The 21,750-nt window shown below is 43.6% G+C and carries 19 protein-coding genes and 2 pseudogenes; 16 read left to right on the forward strand and 5 right to left on the reverse strand.

Going from position 1 to position 21,750, the window contains the following annotated elements; translation table 11 throughout:
• Positions 1–9: 9 nt before the first annotated feature.
• Positions 10–645 (reverse strand): hypothetical protein, encoded by a 636-nt coding sequence (locus ACFQ4A_RS06580; protein ID WP_382398825.1) that lies wholly within the window; start codon positions 643–645, stop codon positions 10–12.
• A 304-nt stretch (positions 646–949) separates the two neighbouring features.
• On the opposite strand from ACFQ4A_RS06580, the gene ACFQ4A_RS06585 reads away from it, so the two are divergent.
• The 5 genes from ACFQ4A_RS06585 (at position 950) to ACFQ4A_RS06605 (ending at position 7,306) form a co-directional block, all read left to right on the forward strand.
• The gene (locus tag ACFQ4A_RS06585) at positions 950–2,140 is read left to right on the forward strand and encodes a NupC/NupG family nucleoside CNT transporter (RefSeq protein ID WP_382398827.1); all 1,191 of its coding nucleotides are present in this window, start codon (positions 950–952) and stop codon (positions 2,138–2,140) included.
• 292 nt (positions 2,141–2,432) lie between these two features.
• A complete protein-coding gene (locus tag ACFQ4A_RS06590) occupies positions 2,433–3,512 on the forward strand; it encodes an undecaprenyldiphospho-muramoylpentapeptide beta-N-acetylglucosaminyltransferase (RefSeq protein ID WP_382398829.1) in 1,080 nt (359 codons plus the stop codon).
• Positions 3,513–4,036: 524 nt separating this feature from the next.
• Positions 4,037–5,053, forward strand: a complete 1,017-nt coding sequence (locus ACFQ4A_RS06595) for an ABC transporter substrate-binding protein (protein ID WP_382398831.1) — start codon at positions 4,037–4,039, stop codon at positions 5,051–5,053.
• A 187-nt stretch (positions 5,054–5,240) separates the two neighbouring features.
• Positions 5,241–6,098, forward strand: a complete 858-nt coding sequence (locus ACFQ4A_RS06600; RefSeq protein WP_382398833.1) for an ABC transporter permease — start codon at positions 5,241–5,243, stop codon at positions 6,096–6,098.
• Entirely contained in the window at positions 6,098–7,306 is a 1,209-nt protein-coding gene (locus ACFQ4A_RS06605; protein ID WP_382398835.1) for a quaternary amine ABC transporter ATP-binding protein, read from the forward strand. Before ACFQ4A_RS06600 ends, ACFQ4A_RS06605 begins: the two co-directional genes overlap by 1 nt.
• 45 nt (positions 7,307–7,351) lie before the next feature.
• Here the strand turns inward: ACFQ4A_RS06605 and ACFQ4A_RS06610 are convergent, their stop codons facing one another.
• Both ACFQ4A_RS06610 and ACFQ4A_RS06615 read right to left on the reverse strand, forming a co-directional pair.
• Entirely contained in the window at positions 7,352–7,906 is a 555-nt protein-coding gene (locus tag ACFQ4A_RS06610) for a beta-class carbonic anhydrase (RefSeq protein WP_382398837.1), read from the reverse strand.
• A 12-nt stretch (positions 7,907–7,918) separates the two neighbouring features.
• Positions 7,919–8,977: a hypothetical protein gene (locus ACFQ4A_RS06615; protein ID WP_382398839.1), complete on the reverse strand. Its 1,059-nt coding sequence runs from the start codon at positions 8,975–8,977 to the stop codon at positions 7,919–7,921.
• Between the two features lie 297 nt (positions 8,978–9,274).
• Between ACFQ4A_RS06615 and ACFQ4A_RS06620 the strand changes: the two genes are divergently transcribed.
• The 3 genes from ACFQ4A_RS06620 (at position 9,275) to ACFQ4A_RS06630 (ending at position 12,407) form a co-directional block, all read left to right on the forward strand.
• Positions 9,275–10,093, forward strand: coding sequence for a S1C family serine protease (locus ACFQ4A_RS06620; RefSeq protein ID WP_382398841.1), 819 nt, complete (start codon positions 9,275–9,277; stop codon positions 10,091–10,093).
• Between the two features lie 269 nt (positions 10,094–10,362).
• On the forward strand, positions 10,363–11,088 hold the full coding sequence (sigI, locus tag ACFQ4A_RS06625) for an RNA polymerase sigma-I factor (protein ID WP_382398879.1): 726 nt from the start codon (positions 10,363–10,365) through the stop codon (positions 11,086–11,088).
• Positions 11,088–12,407 (forward strand): anti-sigma-I factor RsgI family protein, encoded by a 1,320-nt coding sequence (locus ACFQ4A_RS06630; RefSeq protein WP_382398843.1) that lies wholly within the window; start codon positions 11,088–11,090, stop codon positions 12,405–12,407. Before sigI ends, ACFQ4A_RS06630 begins: the two co-directional genes overlap by 1 nt.
• 62 nt (positions 12,408–12,469) lie before the next feature.
• Here the strand turns inward: ACFQ4A_RS06630 and ACFQ4A_RS06635 are convergent, their stop codons facing one another.
• Positions 12,470–12,706, reverse strand: coding sequence for a YhdB family protein (locus ACFQ4A_RS06635; RefSeq protein ID WP_382398845.1), 237 nt, complete (start codon positions 12,704–12,706; stop codon positions 12,470–12,472).
• A gap of 161 nt (positions 12,707–12,867) precedes the next feature.
• Here ACFQ4A_RS06635 and ACFQ4A_RS06640 point away from each other — a divergent pair, with 161 nt between their 5' ends.
• The 8 genes and pseudogenes from ACFQ4A_RS06640 (at position 12,868) to ACFQ4A_RS06675 (ending at position 19,988) form a co-directional block, all read left to right on the forward strand.
• Positions 12,868–13,554: a YhcN/YlaJ family sporulation lipoprotein gene (locus ACFQ4A_RS06640; protein WP_382398847.1), complete on the forward strand. Its 687-nt coding sequence runs from the start codon at positions 12,868–12,870 to the stop codon at positions 13,552–13,554.
• Positions 13,555–13,631: 77 nt separating this feature from the next.
• Positions 13,632–13,727, forward strand: a pseudogene (locus tag ACFQ4A_RS06645) (SAM-dependent methyltransferase); the annotation flags it as partial.
• 140 nt (positions 13,728–13,867) lie between these two features.
• The gene (locus ACFQ4A_RS06650; protein WP_382398849.1) at positions 13,868–14,335 is read left to right on the forward strand and encodes an S-ribosylhomocysteine lyase; all 468 of its coding nucleotides are present in this window, start codon (positions 13,868–13,870) and stop codon (positions 14,333–14,335) included.
• Positions 14,336–14,412: 77 nt separating this feature from the next.
• Positions 14,413–14,933: pseudogene (locus ACFQ4A_RS06655) on the forward strand (PLP-dependent cysteine synthase family protein); the annotation flags it as partial.
• Between the two features lie 652 nt (positions 14,934–15,585).
• Positions 15,586–16,956: a dipeptidase gene (locus tag ACFQ4A_RS06660; RefSeq protein ID WP_382398851.1), complete on the forward strand. Its 1,371-nt coding sequence runs from the start codon at positions 15,586–15,588 to the stop codon at positions 16,954–16,956.
• A gap of 89 nt (positions 16,957–17,045) precedes the next feature.
• Entirely contained in the window at positions 17,046–17,804 is a 759-nt protein-coding gene (locus ACFQ4A_RS06665; protein ID WP_382398853.1) for a (S)-benzoin forming benzil reductase, read from the forward strand.
• Positions 17,805–18,336: 532 nt separating this feature from the next.
• The gene (gene map, locus ACFQ4A_RS06670) at positions 18,337–19,089 is read left to right on the forward strand and encodes a type I methionyl aminopeptidase (RefSeq protein WP_382398881.1); all 753 of its coding nucleotides are present in this window, start codon (positions 18,337–18,339) and stop codon (positions 19,087–19,089) included.
• 134 nt (positions 19,090–19,223) lie between these two features.
• Positions 19,224–19,988: a cobalamin-binding protein gene (locus ACFQ4A_RS06675; protein WP_382398855.1), complete on the forward strand. Its 765-nt coding sequence runs from the start codon at positions 19,224–19,226 to the stop codon at positions 19,986–19,988.
• Positions 19,989–20,170: 182 nt separating this feature from the next.
• Here the strand turns inward: ACFQ4A_RS06675 and nhaC are convergent, their stop codons facing one another.
• The gene (nhaC, locus tag ACFQ4A_RS06680; protein ID WP_382398857.1) at positions 20,171–21,535 is read right to left on the reverse strand and encodes a Na+/H+ antiporter NhaC; all 1,365 of its coding nucleotides are present in this window, start codon (positions 21,533–21,535) and stop codon (positions 20,171–20,173) included.
• Between the last annotated feature and the right edge of the window lie 215 nt (positions 21,536–21,750).

The raw sequence follows: 21,750 nt of genomic DNA on the forward strand, positions 1-21,750 counted from the left end.
GTAAGTGATTTAGTTGATGACAGCTTTTTTGAGCAGTTTAATATCTGAATCCATTTCCACGACTTTCTTGTTGAATGTACTGTCCATTGTTATTTGAAATTCATGATTTCTGGCGGTCTGGTCCCGAATAACGCTCAGGTCAGCCTCAATTCTTGTCATTCTGCCGTTCATGTCGGTCAGCTGCCCATCAATGACTGCAAACTTGTCATCAATTTGATTGAATCGCTGATCGATGTCTGCAAACTTGTCGTCAATTTGATTGAAACGCTGATCGATGTCTACAAACTTGTCGTCAATTTGATTGAAACGCTGATCGATGTCTGCAAACTTGTCATCAATTTGATTGAAACGCTGATCGATGTCTACAAACTTGTCGTCAATTTGATTGAAACGCTGATCGATGTCTACAAACTTGTCGTCAATTTGATTGAAACGCTGATCGATGTCTACAAACTTGTCGTCAATTTGATTGAAACGCTGATCGATGACTGCAAATTTGTCATCAATTTGATTGAATCGCTCATCAATGTCTACAAACTTATTATCAATCTCGTTAAACCGTTTATTAAGTACCTGCTGGAGTGTATCAAATCGATTGTTTAGTTTTTGAATTTCAGCTAATACCACATCCATATTCTCACTCAATGTTTTCACCTCCTTTTGATGTAGTATATCATGTTTGTAGTAAAACGCACATGTCCAAAAGATCATTTTTGTGGTAAGTAGGTGTGCCGAAAATTGCAAAATGACCTGTACGAAATTCAGATTCACCCGACTGGTTTTATATTAAATTTCAATTTTAACGGGGATGACTAATATATTCTGTGTCAATGGAAAATATTTTATTTGCCAGTCGTCTGACAAGCTGTTACAATCACTTATGAAAAAACGCATTTGTAAGCCATTTCAAGCTTTGGATACGTTTTAACATCATAAGGGAGGATCATCAGTGGATATTCTGCTTGGTATTTTAGCAATTATTATTGTATTGGGACTGGCTTATTTAATGTCCAATGATAAGAAAAATATTAATTATAAGGGCATTGGGATCATGATTGTAGCCCAGCTTATCATTACATGGTTCATGTTTAATACGGTCATTGGGCGTTCCATTATCAATGGTATTTCGGCTGGCTTTAATAAATTGATTGAGTTTGGTACGGAAGGTGTCAATTTTGTTGTCGGTGGTATTATGGTAGAGGAAGGTGGCGATGTCTTCTTCTTCAATGTGTTGCTCTTGATAATCTTTTTCTCGACACTCCTTTCTGTGCTTACGTATTTGCGGATTTTGCCGCCTGTTATCAAATATTTGGGCGGATTTTTGTCAAAAATCACCGGACTGCCAAAAGTGGAATCGTTTAACGCTGTTAACAGTATCTTTTTTGGCCAATCGGAAGCATTATTGGCGGTTAAAACACAATTCCATCATTTGAACAATAACCGGTTGTACATCGTCAGTGCATCGGCTATGGGGTCAGTATCTGCGTCAATTGTCGGCGCCTATCTGCAAATTCTGCCGCCTGAGTATGTGCTGGCAGCACTGCCGCTTAATATGTTCAGTGCCTTGATTCTGGCATCCGTAATTGCTCCGGTTAACGTATCAAAAGAGGATGATAAAGTCGATGTAAAGGAAGTCTCAAATGACAAAAGTATTTTCGAAGCAATGAGCAATGGTGCACTGGATGGCGGAAGAATTGCTCTGATCGTGGCAGCGATGCTGATTGCCTTCATTGCTGCTCTGGAACTGGTCAATTGGCTGATTCAGTTTGTCTTTGCCGGCGTCACCCTGCAGGAGATTCTCGGGTATATCATTGCACCAATTGGTATTCTAATGGGGATTTCACCAGGGGAAGTCATTGAAGCCGGCGGCGTAATGGGAACGAAAATCGTCACCAATGAATTTGTTGCGATGCTGGAATTCGAGCAATTACTTGGCAGCATGTCGGAAAAAACAACCGGAATTGTTTCCGTCTTCCTGACAAGTTTCGCCAATTTCTCATCGATTGGGATTATTGCAGGGACCGTGCAGGGAATTGACAGTAAAAAAGCCGTGGAAGTTTCTGGCTTTGGCATGAAATTATTGGTGGGAGCAACACTCGCATCCATTCTGTCCGCAACCATTGCGGGGTTGTTCTTATAAATGAAAAAACCGCCTTTACATGGGCGGTTTTCTTATTCAAGAGCTTTGTTCGGTTTCAGTCATGTTGTCTCAGATACAAGACGCGCCATACATTAAATACATACCAACCTACTTAACCAGGACGGTATGAGGATGATGGTGAATAATGTCAGCTTTTCTTTTAACGTCGATGTTTCGTACACATGGCTCTTCCTTTTTGTGCATTTTTCCCTTAGGATGGAAGAGGTAACGATACATGTAACGATCATTATATCGTTTAATTTTGTTTCGCGAAAGAAGGAGTGCTTCGTTTATGGGTACTAATAGAATTTTATTTACAGGCGGAGGCACTGCTGGTCATGTGATTGTCAATCTTGCCCTTATTCCTGTCTTTCAGAAGGAAGGGTGGGAAATTGATTATATCGGCTCCCACAACAGCATTGAACGGAAGCTGATTGAATCACTTGATGGTGTCACCTATCATCCCATTTCCACCGGAAAGCTGCGCCGCTATCTATCAAAAGAAAACATAAAAGACCCCTTTAAGGTGTTGAAAGGGACGATGCAGGCATGGCGTATTATCGGGAAGCGAAAACCGGCTATTATTTTTTCCAAGGGAGGTTTCGTGTCTGTACCGGTTATGCTGGCAGCAAAACTGCGCGGGGTCCCGGCCGTGATCCATGAATCCGACTTTACCCCCGGTTTAGCTAACAAGCTCTCGATCCCGTTTGCCCAAAAAGTGCTGGCGACATTTCCTGAGACGATGGATTATCTACCGGAAAAGAAAGCGGAATACGTTGGGGCGGTCATAAGAGATGAGCTTTTTGAAGGTGATAAAGCAAAAGGGCTGGAGCTATGCGGGTTTACAAAAGAAAAGCCCGTCCTGCTCATTATGGGCGGAAGCGGTGGAGCCGAGAAGATCAATCAGACAGTACGCGCAAGTCTTGATCAGCTTTTGTCTGAATTTCAGGTCGCCCATATTTGCGGGCAGGGAAAAACAGATCCCACCATTGAACAAGCTGGTTATACCCAATTTGATTATGTCAATGACGAATTGAAGGATATATTCGCAGCCACTGATTTTGTGCTGTCTCGTGCTGGTTCCAATGCTATTTTTGAATTTTTGGCGCTCCATAAACCGATGCTGCTGATTCCACTGTCGAAAGCGGCAAGCAGAGGAGACCAAATCATCAACGCCAATTCATTTAAGGAAAAACACTACGCACGGGTGATGGAAGAGGACTCCTTAACGGCGGAATCGCTGGTACAGGAGCTGTTTAAGCTGAAAAAACAGGCCCCGGTCATGGTTGACCACATGAAAGATTATCAGAGTGAAAAAGCCCGGGATCGGGTTATCGATATTATTAAGCATACAGGCATGACGAATGACTGAACGCGATCAATGACGGCCAAATGCACAAATAATGATTATCACGTACTGTTTTTTTAGAAACTGTCTCCACTGTTGCGGGAGACAGTTTTTTTACATAGATAAGAAAGTATAAAATTTTGAAATCGGCTACCTCGCCGATTTCCTCCAATCCGACTTCTGACCTCTGGCATCTGAAAAGACGCGTCAGCGTTTTTTCTAAGTATAAACGTTTCAATTTAAATGTCAGACTTTATCGATAAGTGAAGTATTTTGCATTATAACGCTGATTTTAACGTGTTATTAAAAAATATAATTAGAATAGGCGATATTATCGTGTTAAATCGCGTTATATGCCATTTGATTAAAATGTTTAGGTTTATTATGCTATATAAGTGTTAACAAGCGACACAACCCGCGTGAACGCTTCGTTTCATGTCATTCATGCTTCGTTAAATCCTTCAGAAGCATCGTCATCCTCGTCAATTAAGACGACACTTGTTTTAGTACTTTCAACATTCAATAAAAAAACAAAAAGGGGTAGTCAAATGAAAAAACTATTAATCTCGTTATCTGCCGTTCTTTTAGTAGTGCTTGCTGCATGTGGCGGTTCAGATACGGAAGGAAAAGAAGATTCGGAACCGAGCGTTGACAAGCTGGTTTTAGCTGACGCCGGCTGGAACAGTATAAGAGTACATAACTCGATTGCACAAAAAATTATTGAAGAAGGCTATGGCATTGATACAGAAGTCACACCCGGGTCAACTGCGGCAACCGTTCAAGGGCTTCGTGAAGGCGATATTGATGTTTACACGGAATTATGGACAGATAACATTAAAGAGGCATACGAGGAAGCAATTGAAGCTGGTGATTTTGAGAAGGTATCGACCAACTTTGATGACAATATGCAAGGCATTTACGTCCCGACATACGTTATTGAAGGCGATGAAGAGCGTGGAATTGAACCAATGGCACCGGAACTGGAAACAGTTGAGGATTTAAAAAACTATCCAGAACTATTTGAAGACGAAGCCGAGCCGGGCAAAGGACGTTTAATTAACGCACCAAGCGGATGGGCAGCTGAGAAAAGCATTACACAAAAAATGGAAACGTATGGTTTGAATGATACTTTCGTCAACTTTAAACCTGGTTCAGATGCTGCTATTGTTGCATCACTAGCTGATGCCTATGAAGCCGGTGAACCGTGGGTTGGTTATTATTGGTCTCCAACTGCAGTAACGGCAAAATATGACCTAACACTACTGGAGGAACCGGCGTTTGATCGGGAAACATGGGATGAAACAAAAGGAACCGAATTCCCGCCAAACGACGTTGCTGTTGGTGTTCATAAAGATGTTCCAGAAGCGGCGCCGGAAGTCGTGGAATTCCTCAGCAACTACGAAACAAGCAGTGCTCTAACGGAAGAAGCACTGGACTATATGAATGAAAATGAGGGTGCATCCGCAGAAGAGGCAGCACTATGGTGGATGGATAAACATGAGGATGTGTGGACCAGTTGGGTTCCTGAAGATGTAGCAGATAAGGTCAAGGACTCATTGGAATAACGGATAAAAGCAGCTGGCCTGCCGGTTGGCTGCTTTTCTAATTTTCCCGCATGTAACGGACAGTAACCCGCCAGAAGACGGTGGCTAACTGACCATAAATGCCCGATAAGTTTCGCTATCATTCAGTAAGGAAAATCGTCTCACTGAATGAAGTCTCACTTTAAATTTAAAAAGAGGTGTTAATTATATGGGTGTATTTCCCGATATAACCTTTAAACTCGGTGATTATGTTGAATTATTTATTAATTTTTTGGATCGGTCATTGGACAGTTTTTTCGAGTTCATTTATTTATTTTCCTCGGGCGTCATTAACGGAATTGAAGGCTTTTTGCTATGGTTGCCGTGGTGGCTGTTTATTTTACTCATCGTGCTGCTCGGCTGGTACTTTAAATCGATTTCTGCGGGTATCCTCTATGGTATCTTCATATTTCTGGTTGGCACGTTTGGCTTATGGGAAGATTTGATGACGACCATCGCCATTGTTATGACCGCTGTTATTATTTCGCTGGGACTGGGCATTCCGCTTGGCGTATGGATGGCATTCAGCAGAGGGTTTTCAACAGTCATGCGACCTATACTTGATGCGATGCAGACAATGCCGAGCTTCGTCTACTTGATTCCGGCCATTTTCTTCTTCGGATTAGGTAACATTTCCGCTATTTTTGCTACATTGATTTATGCCATTCCTCCCGTTATCAGGCTGACAGAGTTGGCCATCCGCGGTGTTGATCAGGAAGTGATTGAATCAGCACAGTCGTTTGGTTCGTCCAACATGCAGATGCTGTTCAAGATACAGCTGCCGCAAGCTCTGCCGACGATTATGGCAGGGGTCAACCAGACGACCATGATGGCACTGGCTATGGTGGTTATCGCGTCAATGGTCGGTGCGCAGGGTCTGGGAGAGCAAGTGCTTGTTTCGATTAACCAAATTGACATTGCCTTAGGGTTTGAAGCAGGTATCAGTATCGTGTTTCTTGCCATTATTATTGACCGGATCACCGGCGGCGTTGCGGGTAAATTCCAGAAGCACAGGAGGCAAAGCTAATGGATACAAAGATAAAAGTCGAACATGTATCAAAAATTTTTGGGTCAAGACCTAAGTCAGTTATCCCCAAAATTAAAGACGGTATGAGTAAAGACGAGATACTTGCTGAAACAGGTCATACAGTTGGTGTTTATGACGCATCAATGGAGATAAACCGGGGTGAAACGTTTGTCATCATGGGTCTTTCGGGAAGTGGCAAGTCAACCCTGATCCGCTGTTTTAATTTATTAAATAAGCCAACAGATGGTTCGATATTTATCGACGGGGAAGATATCGTTAGGCATAACAAAGACAAGCTCAAAAAGGTGCGCCAGGAAAAAATTGCGATGGTATTTCAACATTTCGGCCTCTTCAATCACAGGACTATTATGGCCAACGTTGAATACGGATTGGAAGTTCGTAATATCTCCAAAGAAGAACGACGGAAAATCGCGCAAAAAAATATTGAGATTGTCGGCTTGAAAGGCTATGAAGATAAATACCCTGACGAACTTTCCGGTGGTATGCAGCAGCGTGTCGGTCTGGCCCGGGCGCTTGCCAACGATCCGGATATTCTGTTGATGGATGAGCCGTTCAGTGCGCTGGATCCGCTCATTCGCCGGGAAATGCAGCTTGAACTGCTGGATATTCAGGAGCGGCTGCAAAAAACGATTATTTTCATTACACATGATGTCAATGAGGCGTTCAAGCTTGGTGATCGGGTTGCTGTCATGAGGGATGGCAAAGTCAATCAGATCGGGACGCCTGAAGAAATTATTGAAAAACCGGCAAATGATTATATTTCGGAATTCATTAAGGATATTGACCGGTCAAAAGTATTTCAGGCGGAAAATATTATGATCAAACCAAATGCACTCGTTTCCTTGAAAGATGGCCTGAACGTTGCACGGAAGGAAATGGAGGAAAATGGGATATCGAGTGTATTTGTCGTCGACCGCAGCCGCCATGTCAGAGGGATTGTGACGATTGATGACGCCATCAAAGGGCTGAAGGAGCGAAAGACGCTTGAGGATATGATGCGGACGGATATTACGATCGTGAAAGAGGATGAATATGTCAATGATCTGATCGTTAAAGCGCTTGAATCCAGTTTTCCACTGGCGGTTGTCAATGAAGAAGAGAAGTTGATTGGCTTTATTTTACGTGTCCATGTATTGTCTGGTCTGGCAGCAGAAGACGTGGACGAAAGCGATGAATATCACGTATAAATGTGTGTAAAAAAACTGGCAGAATTCCTGCCAGTTTTTCGTTTTCTAACCCTTTGTCACAAGATCGGCTTTTCCGGTATCCGGGTTGATGACAAGCCCGTGAACGTGGACATATGATGGCAACAAAGGATGGCTTCGGACAACTGACACACTTTCTTTAACAGAGTCTTCAACCGAGCCAAAACCTTTAAACTCGCCTTCAAGATCAATTCCGGCATGGTGCATTGTGTTGAGCGCTTCCTCTGAGATGCCTTTTTCCAGCATGCTTTGCTTAAATGCAGCCGGGTCCATATGCGACATGCCGCAATCATGATGCCCGATGACTATAACTTGTTCTGCTTTCAGTGAATGAATGGCTACAAGAATACTCTTCATAATGCTGTCAAACGGGTCACGCAGAATCGCACCGGCATTTTTCACCATCTTGACATCACCGTTTTGGATGTTTAATGCTTTTGGGAGTAATTCAATTAAGCGTGACTCCATACAGGTGAAGATGACCGTACGCTTGTTGGGGACACTGTCAGTCCGGTAGGGCTCATACGCTTTGTTTTTTACAAATTGCGCGTTATGTTTAAGCATATCGTCAAGAATCATCATTATCCTTCCTTTCTACCGGGTAGTTTTGTGGCTGATAAGTTTTTCATGGTATAATGTGGTCATTCTGGCCTTCATAAAAATAGCAATCTCCCAAAGTATAGCCAGCAGGGTAACCCAGGCCCAATAATCCATAAACGTCCGCTGCAGGTTGTAAAGAAATCCGGCTATCGGATAAAAGGGATTTTCCTGCATAACTAACGTAAATGTATAGAACATACCAAATGTAAAATTTCGGGACCATTGTGTCACATGGTACGTAAAAATTGCCTTGTTCCAGCCATACAGTTTAATCCGCTTAATGGCGCGGACCACTTCAACCGCTTCAACACTGATTAATAAACCAAACACCAATACCCAAAAATAAGTAATGAATCCCGGCGTGAACGTATTGGTTGTTACAATCGCCAAACCAGTGATTGATAAGGCGCCATGAATGATACAGTTCGTATTTGCCCAATCATCAGCGAGGGTCCAGTTATGGTGTCTGACATACCTGTTAAAAAGTAATGAAATTCCGGCCAGATAAAATATCAGCCCTAAAATGATGATAGCCTCAGAAAAATAAACTGGAAACTGGAAAAATACATTATTTAGTAAAATAATAATCGACTGTGTCCCGACGGTCGACAGCAATATAGCCCCATGGACCGGATAGTCTTTATGATCAAAAAGTAGCTGTTTAAAATTATAAATGCAATTAGCTAAAAAGAAAAGCCATAAAAACGTATTGAATATCGCCATCGCCTGTGTCAATAATAAAATTTCCGGAAAATATCTCAGAAACACATTACACAACACGGATACCCCGGCAATCCATGTTCCAATGACAAACGAATTGACCGGATTTTGAATGAAAGGAATCAGAAAATCACGATGAAAAAACTGTATTGATAAATCTTTATAGATAATAACCCATGCCACAAGCAGAAAAAATGCGAGGTACTTTCCGTATATAACATCCAGAATTGGGAATGCCTCAACGGCACCGATCAGGAAAATGCCACACGCCATGATGATGGCACCGGAAGCCGGTTCTATTTTATTATAATGCCCTTTAAGTAACATAAACATCCACGTCCATCTTCATTTTTCTCTTAGAATTATACCATGTTTATGCGTTTTTTCATTATGAGAAAGGTAAAACGTGACAGTTATCACAAAAAAATATGGCGATTTAATGGACAAATGACAAAACCTATTTTCATAGGCGTCGACTGCTTTAATCATTTAACAGGCGTTTTCAATCTTTGCGCCCGAAAATGGTATAATAAAAGTACGGAAAAGACCAGCTTCTGATTATACTCAAATATGACCAGTTTTAACATGAAAAAGCCAGTCCGGGAATCATGGCTTGTTGGGCGGTGCGTTATGGATAACGATAAGCGAAACCGTGACATGATGGATGACGATTTATATGAAGAACTTGATGAGGAAGAACTATATGACCTTGTTGAGCAGGAGCGTCAGAAAGCGCTGGCACGATCGCGGGAGGCGACAAATCAAAAACCCCGCCGTCCGTTCCCGAAGTGGCTGTTTTGGCTGATTGCTGCTGTTATGGTATTAAATGTTGCTTCTCTTATTCCAAGGACATTTTCGATTCCGACCATCGATTTTTTAATGACATCCGCCAAACTATCAACACAGGATGACATACAGGCTTATAAAAAAGCCGTGGTTGTTATCGAAACGGACGAATCAAGAGGAACCGGTTTTTCCATATCTGCCGATGGTACAATCATTACCAATCATCATGTCATTGAAGGTGAAGATTCGGTGACAGTCGCTTTTCCGGAAGAGGGCCTATTTACCGGTGAGGTTGTGGCGACATATCCATCAGTTGATTTGGCCGTGCTGCATGTGGACGAAGAGGCGTTGCCTTATCTGGAGCTTGCCAAACAAACGTCATTTGAAGCAGGGGCGGAGCAGGTTTATTTCATCGGCAATCCCATCCGCTTTAACAGCATCGCGAATGAGGGGAAAGTAATTGACTATACAGATCTTAATGGCTGGGATAGGCCGGTTATCATGATGGAAGCACCGGTCTACCGCGGCAACAGCGGCAGTCCGGTCATCAGCCAGGATGGCCGTGTGATCGGTGTCGTTTTTGCAACCCTTCATCATGATGATTATGGACGCGTTGGTTTGTTTATCCCAATTGACTATTATCACACTTACCATGTCAGCTGATGGTTTAAAGAGCCGTTGTACCCGATACTGTTATAATTAGGAAGTCATTCATTTTTAAAATAAACGTAATCAATTTGTGATCGCAGCCGCATCGTTAGTGGGTTACGATGTGACTATAGGTGTTAAATTATCATAAAAAGATGGTGGGACATCATGAAAATTCGTGACTTAAACAGATATACCGGACGGAAACAGTATTTAGTACCAAATACACCCAAAAAGAATTGTTCTGAAACGAAATTTATGACAGACGGGAGTGTTGCCTGTTGATGAGCAATCAGCCTGTAACAGACATCCCGCTTGAAGAGATGGTTATTTTGGCGCAGGAAGGTGACCAGGCCATACATAATTATCTTTTGCGCTATTACCAGCCGTTTATCGCCAAATGTGTATCCGAAGTGTGCAAACGTTATATTGACCCGAAACAGGATGATGAATTCAGTATCGGCTTAAACGCTTTTCATGAGGCCATTATGTCCTATTGCCCTGATAAAGGCAGTTCTTTCCTATCTTTTTCCAAACTGGTTGTTAAGCGAAAAGTGATTGATTATATCCGTCATGTTCAGACAACACCGGCTGCCGTTTCATTGGATGAAAGCTATGATGGTGAACAGATGGAAAATCCGGTTGAAGTTTTGGCAGTGAAAGCATTTTATCGCGAGCAGCAGAATACGTGGTATCTCAGGGAAGAAATCATGGATTATAAGGAAAAACTGCGCGGCTATAAATTGTCATTAACCCAGCTGGCAGATGTGTCACCCAAACATAAAGATGCCCGGGAAACCGCGATTGCGATCGCAAGAATATTGTATAATGATCCGGAAATGTGCAATTATGTACAAAAGAAGAAAAAAATGCCGTTAAAAGATCTGGTGAAAAAAGTGAAGGTCAGTAAGAAAACGCTGGAGCGAAATCGAAAATTCATCCTGGCTATATTTATTATTTTGCAAGAGAACTACACCTATCTTAAAGAGTATCTTAAGGGGGTGGGGTAGTGAAAAAAGGTATCGTTATGGAAAAACATCGTGACTATATGATTGTTATGCGGAAAGATGGTGCCATTCAAAAAGCCTATCCGACCAAAAATGCCGCTATTGGTATGGAAGTCAGCTGCCAGCCGATCAAAGTAAAGCGCCGCCCCCAAGGAATGGCCGGCAAGAAGCCTGTTTCACTTTCAGTGGCGGCCATCGCCTGTTTATTGCTGTTACTGATTCCAGGATATAATGTCGTGGATGGTCATAAACCATATGCCTACATCAATATTACAGTTAATCCCAACCTGGAATTGGAGGTGGATGAAGATTTGCACGTACAGTCGATCACCCCTTTAAATGATGATGCTGAAAAGGTCCTGAATCAGCTGACAAATTATGAAGGGGATCATATAGAAGACGTCATCCAGGGAATTATGACGGAAAGCGAAGCAGCAAATATGCTGCAGAACGGCAAAAATATGCTGGTGGGCGTCAGTTATATGCCGGAGTCCCATGCAGTTTCTGTTACCGATCAGATTGACCAATATTTCCTTGATCACAATTCGGAATGGGCGATCACAACATTTTCCATACCGGCAGAAATACGGGAGCAGGCTAGGGAAAATGGGTCGTCGATGAATCGGCTGCTGGCCAACAATATGGATAAATCGGAAGATGCCGATGATGCAGACTCAGAACAAACGTCTGAAGCATCCGTTGATGACGAACAAAAAGCAATTATTCATTCATTTTATGATCATCGTGACCGTCAATCAAACGAAGCTTCGGACAAGGATCAGGCAGATCAGCGTGAGGATCGTCCGTCTTCGGAGGATAAGAACACCACTAACAATAACCAGCCCAACCCGGCTGCAACGTCATCTGATACAGAGAAGGCGAACGCAACAAGTGACGTAGAGCATCCTGGCAGAAAAAAAACTGAAAATACTGCGCACGGGAATGAAAATGGTAAACGTCCGAAGGCATCCATACATAAGCAAGCGAAACAGGATGATAAAGGAAACAGATCAAAGGCCAATAACGAAAAGAACGGCAAGGCCAAAGAGTATAACAAGGCCAAACAGAAAAATGGCAACACCAAAGAGCGTGACAAACAAAAGCAAAACAATGGAAAGGCCAAGGGACATAACAAGCAGCATAACGAACAAGCCAACGATCACCACAAGACCAATTCTAATCATGGACAGGCCAACGGGCAAGACAAGGCGAAACATCAGGAAAAAACGAACGAACATAAGCCCCGCGGTCATAATACGAAAAAGCAACGGGGGAATTCCGGGAAGAAGCATTCCAACTCTAACGGCAAGGGTCCAAAGTAATGTCTGTAAACGAAAAATGCACCCAAAAAGGTGCATTTTTCGCTTTCTGAAACGTAAAGGTACTACACTTCCATCGCAACCGGTGGTGTATATTTCATAGCATGGTCGATATAATACAGCAACGCATCATGCGAGTCGATGATTTTGGCCTGTTCAGGCGAGTAATGGTAAGCATGCAGGAAGAGCTGAATTTTTTTGGACAACATATCATCATTTGTCCGAACCATCAGCACGAGCAGTTCATCCCACTGTCCCCATAACGTATAATACAACGCTTTATCATAATCAGGAATTTCCATTCTTTGCCCTCCTTCATATTGCAAAGGAACAGTTATAGTCTCCCCGGATTTCATATATATTTGCCCGAAACAAAAATGGTGTTAGTGCCATTTTTTGTTAAGGAATAAAATCAAATTCCTGTTACATACTAAAATCAAAATTATAAGGAGGATTTAGTATCATGAAATGGAAACTATTCAGTATCATGGCAGCCACTACACTTGTTCTGGTAGCATGTACCGGAAACAATAATGGAGACAATAACGGAACCGACGACGGTCAAAACAATAATGACAATGTGGAGCAGACCCGGTTTGAAGATGATCGTGGAACAGATAACATGAACAATCGGGACAATAACAATGAGTTCAATAATGGCAATCGTACGCGAAATACCGATCGTGGAAACAATGGTGACCGAAACAATAATGAAGACCAATATGAACTGGCAGATGAAGCAGCGGATAGAATCACCGATGAGATGGACAGTATCGATAATTCATACGTCGTCAAGACCGATAATAATGCTTATGTCGCTGCAGAATTGGACCGGGACAACAATAACGGTAACAACATGAATAATGGCGATAACAATAACAACACGAACACTAACGGTACAACCAATAATAATGCCAATAGCAACGAGGGTGGCGAAGTGACAGATGACGTCAAAGACGAAATTAGCCGAATCGTGAAGTCCGTTGACTCTGATGTTGATAACGTCTATGTATCGACAAACCCTGACTTCTTTGACCTAACCGGTAATTACGCGGATGATGCCGACAGAGGTGAACCGGTTGAAGGACTGTTCGACCAAATGGGCAACATGATTGAACGCGTTTTCCCACAACAAGGGAACAACAGGTAATCACCAACAATTGATCTGAAGCGGATGCTTGAATGCATCCGTTTTTTTCTTTGTGCTTTTATGAACTTTTGTGGTATACATTTGGGAATGTGCTGGAATTCGGTGTTATTACGGGAAATTTAACCAAAAAGTTGGTGCAGTCAGGATATCACGTAACAGGGATAGGACCATCTTAAGCATGCGCGATAAGGCCGCAGCCAAACGAACGGAAGGAGCGTGTTTTTACGGAAAATGGTTTTCATGTTATGTTGAAATAAATGACTGATTCTGTTTGGTTAATATCAGCAGTCAAAACATAAAGGAGCGATTGATCATGACAGAAAAAATGAACGTCGAGAGTTTCAACCTTGACCATACAAAAGTAGCAGCACCTTACGTCCGCCTTGTCGGTGTGACATCAGGATCAAATGGTGACAAAGTGTATAAATATGATATCCGGTTTAAACAGCCGAATAAAGAGCATATGGATATGCCCGGACTGCATTCAATTGAGCACTTGATGGCAGAAAATATCCGCAACCACATGGATAATGTACTGGATATCGGCCCAATGGGATGCCAGACCGGATTTTATTTGTCCATCCTCAATAATGACAGCTACGACGATGTACTGGAAGCACTTGAAAAAACACTTCGGGATGTACTGGATGCAAATGACGTACCAGCCTGCAATGAAGTGCAGTGCGGCTGGGCGGCCAATCATAGTCTTGAAGGTGCCAAAACAATTGCCAAAAACATGCTGGCTAAAAAAGATGAGTGGCAGCAAGTGTTTGCTGAGTAAGAGGAAACAGAACAATGGCTGTCTATCATTCCATTCATGCGTTACTGGAGAAATACCATTGTTGGAAATAAATGGGTAAGCCCGTTCGTTTATTGGCCAAATTGGAATTTTTATAATCCGGGCGGCGGTGTGAAAGATCGATTAGACATTACGTCAATCGATGACGCATTAGCCAGCGGGAAAATCAGACATGGTGGAACGATTATTGAACCGACTGCTGGAAACACCGGGATTGGTCTGGTTCTGGCTGCACGTAATAAAGATTTAACGGTGATTTTTTGTGTCCCTGAGCAATTCAGTATTGAGAAACAGCAGCTTATGAAAGCATTAGGCGCAACCATTTTTTCGTTGCTGGTGCAGGATCGAGCGGCATATTTATGGGGGTTTCCAGATATCTGAAGGAGCAAAAACCCCGGGTATCCGATCCGTCATCGTGGAGCCTGAGAGTTCGATTATCGCTGGTGGTGAGCCTGGATCGCATAAAACAGAAGGAATCAGCATGGAATTTTTGCCCAATTCTTTTGACCAATCACTGGTGGATGGTATCTATACAGTAGCTGACCAAGATGCTTTTTTGCTGACGAAACATTTAGCGGAAAATTGAAGATGCAGATGATTTGATTGAAGATTTAGCACGGGCATTGGAATAATTTTTGGAGGAGGGACAGTCTTTTAAAAAGGCTGTCTTTTTTGTGCGAGGGCGTGAATATTCTGCAGATAAACGGGGGTATCTGCAGAACAGCGGGGAGAATCAACAGAAAAAGTGGCAGAATCAACAGAAGAGCGGCAGAATCGATAGAAGAGAGTGAGAATCAACAGAAAAAGTGGCAGAATCAACAGAAGAGCGGCAGAATCAATAGAAGAGAGTGAGAATCAACAGAAAAAGTGGCAGAATCAACAGAAGAGCGGCAGAATCAATAGAAGAGAGTGAGAATCAACAGAAAAAGTGGCAGAATCAACAGAAGAGCGGCAGAATCAATAGAAGAGAGTGAGAATCAACAGAAAAAGTGGCAGAATCAACAGAAGAGCGGCAGAATCGATAGAAGAGAGTGAGAATCAACAGAAAAACGAAAGAATCGACAGAAGAATGCAAGAATCAACAGAAAAGCGAACGGAATCTACAGAAGAACGGAAAAATCAACAGAAACTTATGGCGGCGCGCGCACAGAAGATTCCGCTCCGATTGCCGGGTTCGTTTTTCTGTCGTATAGTATGCTAAAATGGAACAAAATAAATGGAGGAGTGAGTCGATGAGTGACCAACCATTGCAATATTTATCCGAAAATCGTGAACAGCTGCTTGAAAAGCTGAATAACTTTTTATCGATTCCGAGTGTCAGCACGGACAGTGTACATAAACAAGATATTAACGAAGCTGCGAATTTCCTGGAAACTTATTTGAATGATATCGGGTTTGATAACGTCGCTCAACAGGATACCGGCGGGCACCCACTTATTTATGCTGAGTATAATCAGGCGGGCCCTGAGGCGCCAACGGTTTTATTTTACGGCCATTATGACGTGCAACCTGTTGATCCGATCGATCAGTGGGCGAGTGATCCGTTCAAACCGGAAATCCGGGACGGCCGGTTATATGCACGTGGCGCAAGTGATGACAAAGGACAGGTCTTTATGCACCTGGCTGTTTTTGAAGCATATATGAAGACAGAAGGAAAGCTGCCGCTTAACGTCAAAGTATGTATTGAAGGTGAAGAAGAGATCGGCAGTGAAAACCTTTATGATGTATTACATGACAAGAAACAGCAATTCGATGCTGATTTTGCCGTTATATCCGATTCGGGAATGGTTGCGCAAAATCAGCCGACCATTTTGTATGGCTTAAAAGGGTTCACTGGCATTGAAATTAACGTGAGCGGACCCGATCATGATCTGCATTCAGGCATGTACGGCGGGGCTGTCCGTAATCCGATTATGGCATTGAACCATATCCTAACATCGATGAAGAATGAGAATGAAGTTGTAACGGTTGATGGTTTTTATGATGGCGTCGAACCACTATCAGAGGAAGAGCGGGAATTAATTCAAAATGTCCAGGGTGAAGACTACGCGGAAGCAACCGGCGCTACGGAAACGGCCTCCGAAAAAGGCTACTCCGCCAAAGAACATACGATGGCCCGTCCAACGTTTGAAATTAATGGCATGTACGGCGGTTATCAGGGTGAAGGGACGAAAACAATCATCCCGTCAGATGCAACTGCGAAAATCACGTGCCGGCTTGTACCGGGACAGGATCCTGAACGAATCCAGGAACTGCTGGAAAAACATATTCACAACGTAACGCCATCCGGTGTAACGGTTGACGTCAAGAAAGAAAAACTGTCGGCTAAAGCGTATAAAGTCGAACCTGACCACCCACTCATCAAAAAAGCTGCCGAAAGTTATACAAAGGCATTCGGCAAAGACACCGTTTATGTGCGGATGGGTGGCTCAATCCCGGTCGTTGAATGGATTGAGGCGATTTATCAAATGCCGATTGTTTTGCTTGGATTTGGCACACCGGAGGACCGGCTGCATTCACCAAATGAAAGTTTCTTATTGGACAGCTTTGACAAAGGCATGGAAACACTTGTTTATTACTGGTCGAATGTCAATGGCTTATAGTCGGATCATGTAGATCGGCTAGCGACATTTGTTTTCACTGAAATGAAGCCGGGTATTGTCATAAACATGAATAAATAGGGGGATAAGATATGCGACATGCAGTCGTTACGGGTGTATCCAAAGGGTTAGGGGAGTCGATTGCGAAAATTTTAATGGAATCAGGGATACATGTGACAGGCATATCCCGGAGCAGGCAAGCACAGCTGGCTGATGTTGCCGCGGAGAACAATGTGACCTACCAGCACTACGCATGTGATTTAGGTGACTTGGCAGCAACGGAACAAACATTTCAGCAAATCAGCGAGGCGCTATTTTTACAGGAACCGGATACCGTTTATTTAATCAATAATGCGGCGGTTCTGGAACCAATTGATCAGTCCATGAATACTAGCAGTGCTGATGTGGCCTATCACATCCAGGTGAATACGACAGCGCCAATGGTTTTGACGAATTTATTTCTAAAGAAAGCTGCCGAGCATGATGTTCGCTTTATTGGCACGACGATCACTTCGGGAGCCGCGGAAAGGCCGATGTATGGTTGGAGCGCTTATTGTTCATCCAAGGCAAGCATTAATATGTACACGAAAACAGCAGCCCTGGAGCAGGATGAATTGAAGACCGATAGTAAAGTGATCGCCTTCAGTCCGGGGGTCATGGACACCCAAATGCAGGAAAGAATTCGCAACAGCAATAAAGATGCCTTCCGGGAGGTTGAACAGTTCCGGAAATACAAAGAGCAGAATAAGCTGAATGACACAGAAGTAGTCGGTGGTGTGCTCGTTGATATTTTGACGGATGAGACAAATATCGAGAACGGGAAAATATATCGTGTGACCGATTATCTTTAAATGAATCTCACACATTCAGGCTGCATAATTTAAGCTATAAATGCAAGGGACATCTATAACTCTGCATTTTCCGGCGTTATCATGAATGATGATAACGCCATTTATCCCGCATATAACGGTCAGTAACCCGCCCAACAACGGCGGCTAACTGCCCATAAATGTCCGATTCTGTTCGGGCCTGCAGGATGTAGGTCACAAAGGCGTTGCAACAGGACGTTGCGAACTTAGCCTTTGTTCCTTAACATTCAGTGGAATAAAAACCGCTCCACTGAATGAAGTTTCACTTTATCCCGCATGTAACGGTCAGTAACCCGCCAAATAACGGCGGCTAACTGCCCATAAATGTCCGATTCTGTTCGGGCCTGCAGGATGTAGGTCACAAAGGCGTTGCAACAGGACGTTGCGAACTTAGCCTTTGTTCCTTAACATTCAGTGGGGAAAACCGCTCCACTGAATGAAGTTTCACTTTATGTTACAATCGTTGATGCCAATCCGTAAATCGGAAGCAGTTTTTGCAGAAAGGACGAAACAGATGATAACACGGAAAAGTAAACGCGAGATTGAGAAAATGCAAACAGCAGGGGATATCCTCGTTCAATGCCATAAAGAAATCGCGAAAAGGATAAAACCAGGGGTCACTACCATGGAGATCGATGCTTTTGTGGAAAAATTTCTCGCTGAACATGGCGCAACGCCGGAACAAAAAGGCTTTAGCGGGTATCCATATGCGACCTGTGCGTCGGTTAATGATGAGATTTGCCATGGTTTCCCCCGGGATGAAAAGCTAGCTGATGGGGATATGGTAACGATTGATATGGTGGTTAACTTGAACGGAGGGCTGGCTGATTCCGCCTGGACGTATAAGGTTGGAACTCTCGATGAAGCCGGTGAGAAACTGCTTGACGTTACAAAAACATCGCTTTATAAAGGTATTGAACAGGCGCAACCAGGTAACCGGATTGGTGATATCGGCCATGCGATTCAGACCTATGCTGAAGGGGAAGGTTTTTCAGTTGTTCGGGATTTCACCGGTCATGGGATCGGTCCAACCCTTCATGAAGAGCCCCATATCCCGCATTTTGGATTGCCGAACAAGGGAACACGTTTGAAAGAAGGTATGGTCATAACCATTGAGCCGATGATCAACGAAGGCAGCTGGCAAAGTAAGATGGATGCGAATAACTGGACAGCCCGCACAGTTGATGAAGGACGCTCGGCACAATACGAGCATACAGTCGTCATTACAAAAGATGGTCCACTGGTAACGACTGATCAGGATAAGTAACATTTGAGACATTGAGCTATCACTAGATGAATTCGGCTGATTCACCGTTTGCCGTCTTTGACTTCTGGTGTCTTGTCATTAAAGCGTAACGAGACGAATGCCAGGTTTTTCTAGAAGGGGGAGAGGAATGGTTCATGCGTGTTGTCTCGATTTGCCCAAGCAACACCGAAATTGTAGCGTATCTTGGTAAAACTGACTTGCTGGTTGGTACTGATAATTACTCTGATTGGCCTTCAGAAGTACTGCCATTACCGAAAGTTGGTCCTGATCTTTCAATCGATATGGATAAAGTAGAAGCCTTACATCCTGATCTTGTGCTCGCTTCATTGAGTGTGCCTGGTATGGAAAAAAATATTGAAGTACTCGACGAACGGAAGTTGCCTTACATTATTTTAAACCCCAACTCGCTGGACGAAATTGCTGATGATATTGCGACAGTCGGAGCTGCTCTCGGCGATCAGTCGCTTGGTGCAAAAAAGGCAGCTGTTTTTCGTGCAGAAGTGAACAACTTTCGGGAACAGGCTGCCATGAAGGAACATCCCCCCTCTTTATATTGGGAGTGGTGGCCAAAACCTGTTTTCACCCCCGGGGGTCGCAACTGGCTGACCGAAATCAGCGATCTTGCTGGCGCATCAAATATTTTTGCAACGGAAGATTTAGCAAGTGTCCAGACAAATTGGGACGATGTCAAAGAACGGAACCCTGACCATATTTGCATGGTGTGGGTAGGCGTGAAGGAGTCCAAAATGCGGCCTGAACTTGTTCGGAAAAGGCCTGGCTGGCATGATATGAAAGCCATCCGGGAAAACAATATTCATGTTCTTGAAGAATCACTTTTCTGCCGCCCGTCACCAAGACTGCTTGAAGGACTGCGTTATTTAACAGCTATATTGGCATGAACAATCCCCTTGGTACCAGGGGATTTTTTCATCTTCAAAATATATTGAAGCAGGAAAACTTCGGCGCGAGATTGGGAACTTCAGCCGGAGCGTAGAAGCTTCGGCCGGAGATCGAGACCAAAGCCGAAGAGCGAAAACTCTCCCTCGGGCGGAACAGCATTCCGGTCTCGTGGTTACCTGTACTAGCCTTTCAATGACCTTCCACCAAAAAATATGGTGATGATCGGACTCAACAGACAGAAGAACGCAAACGGCAGGTAAGTGAGCACCGGGACACCGAGAACGTCAGCGATAAAGACACCACAGACACTCCAGGGTACGAGTGGGTTAATGACGGTTCCCGCGTCTTCCAATGTTCGGGCAAGTGCCTTATTGGATAATCCGGCTTGCTGATAAATACCCTTAAAGGTTTCACCGGTTAACATGACGGAAAGATATTGTTCACCAATCAGTACATTGACACCAAGGGCCGTGCCAGCGGTTGAGGCAATAATCGCCCGTACCTTTTTCAGTTTCTGCTGGAATGATGACAAAATGGCTGGGATAATGCCAGTTACAAATAATAACCCACCAAATCCGAGTGCCAGAATGACAAGTGAAATCGTAAACAGCATGCTGTTGAGGCCGCCTTTTGTCAATAGCTCATCAACGGGCGCAAAACCGGTTGCCGCTGTATAACCGTTAAACCAGATATCCCAGATTTCGGACCACGCAAACCCGCTTGTGATACGGGCCAACACTGTTGCTGCTACACTGCTGAGGGCGATGGCAATAAAGGCGGGAATCCGAAAAATCGTTGCCAGGACAAGAATGATCAGCGGAATCCATGATGTCCAATGGATCAGCCCTGTAGCTGCCAGACTTGATTTGTATGCATCCAGGTCAGCAACGGCAATGGCTTCATCCGGTGACAAAATCACAAATAAGATGAATGAAATTAAAAATGCCGGAATGGTCGTTAAGCTCATATGTTTAATATGCTCAAATAGATCTACTTGCACAATCGTGGAAGCAAGATTGGTTGTGTCTGACAGTGGTGACATTTTATCACCGAAAAATGCCCCGGAAACAATGGCGCCGGCTGTCATCGCCATGGAAGCATCTATGGCATTACCCATACCGATAAAGGCGACTCCAATTGTTGCAGTCGTTGTCAGTGAGCTACCAAGTGACACGCCAATGATCGCCGTGACGGCAAATACAATGGCATAAAACCACGTACCGCCAATAAACGAAAACCCGGTATCGATTAAAACGGGAATGGTTCCGCTGATGATCCAGCTGCTGATTAAAATGCCTATCAGCAAAAACAGAAAGACAGCCGCCATGCCGGACCTGGCACCCGCAATCATACCTGCTTCAAGATCTTTAAACGAAATCCCCCTAATAATTCCGTACATAACGGTAAGCAGCACGGCAATCAGAATGGGAATGTGCGGTTCTGTCCCAAGGCCAATTAGAAAATAGCTGATAAGTCCAATGGTTAATATGAAAAATAAAATCGACTCACGAAGCGCCGGTTGATATTTTGGCTGTACTGAAAACATCATGAACGCCTCCTTTTTAATCTAAAATAAAAAAGCCCCGCCCCCAAAATAGGGACGAAGCTATACTCCGCGTTACCACCCTGATTGATGAGCACTAGGAAATGACACGCAAAAGGACCGGTACGTGTAATCGATCAGCTTTTGTATCTATTTCCAGGGAAGCCCATCCACTCGAAAAAAACCCGCCAAGTTTGAATGTGTACTTCGACTCCCGT

It is taken from the genome of Lentibacillus salinarum (assembly GCF_042679865.1).
In the GTDB taxonomy this organism is placed as follows: Bacteria; Bacillota; Bacilli; order Bacillales; family Amphibacillaceae; genus Lentibacillus; species Lentibacillus salinarum.

Coding starts and splice junctions, on each gene's coding strand:
- ACFQ4A_RS06635 (WP_382398845.1), bottom strand. CDS start 12,706: ATGGAAATTCCTGATTATGATAAAGCGTTGTATTATACGTTATGGGGA.
- ACFQ4A_RS06675 (WP_382398855.1), top strand. CDS start 19,224: ATGCGTGTTGTCTCGATTTGCCCAAGCAACACCGAAATTGTAGCGTAT.
- ACFQ4A_RS06615 (WP_382398839.1), bottom strand. CDS start 8,977: ATGTTTATGTTACTTAAAGGGCATTATAATAAAATAGAACCGGCTTCC.
- ACFQ4A_RS06600 (WP_382398833.1), top strand. CDS start 5,241: ATGGGTGTATTTCCCGATATAACCTTTAAACTCGGTGATTATGTTGAA.
- nhaC (WP_382398857.1), bottom strand. CDS start 21,535: ATGTTTTCAGTACAGCCAAAATATCAACCGGCGCTTCGTGAGTCGATT.
- ACFQ4A_RS06620 (WP_382398841.1), top strand. CDS start 9,275: ATGGATAACGATAAGCGAAACCGTGACATGATGGATGACGATTTATAT.
- ACFQ4A_RS06605 (WP_382398835.1), top strand. CDS start 6,098: ATGGATACAAAGATAAAAGTCGAACATGTATCAAAAATTTTTGGGTCA.
- ACFQ4A_RS06610 (WP_382398837.1), bottom strand. CDS start 7,906: ATGATGATTCTTGACGATATGCTTAAACATAACGCGCAATTTGTAAAA.
- sigI (WP_382398879.1), top strand. CDS start 10,363: ATGAGCAATCAGCCTGTAACAGACATCCCGCTTGAAGAGATGGTTATT.
- ACFQ4A_RS06650 (WP_382398849.1), top strand. CDS start 13,868: ATGACAGAAAAAATGAACGTCGAGAGTTTCAACCTTGACCATACAAAA.
- ACFQ4A_RS06640 (WP_382398847.1), top strand. CDS start 12,868: ATGAAATGGAAACTATTCAGTATCATGGCAGCCACTACACTTGTTCTG.
- ACFQ4A_RS06660 (WP_382398851.1), top strand. CDS start 15,586: ATGAGTGACCAACCATTGCAATATTTATCCGAAAATCGTGAACAGCTG.
- ACFQ4A_RS06595 (WP_382398831.1), top strand. CDS start 4,037: ATGAAAAAACTATTAATCTCGTTATCTGCCGTTCTTTTAGTAGTGCTT.
- ACFQ4A_RS06590 (WP_382398829.1), top strand. CDS start 2,433: ATGGGTACTAATAGAATTTTATTTACAGGCGGAGGCACTGCTGGTCAT.
- ACFQ4A_RS06665 (WP_382398853.1), top strand. CDS start 17,046: ATGCGACATGCAGTCGTTACGGGTGTATCCAAAGGGTTAGGGGAGTCG.
- map (WP_382398881.1), top strand. CDS start 18,337: ATGATAACACGGAAAAGTAAACGCGAGATTGAGAAAATGCAAACAGCA.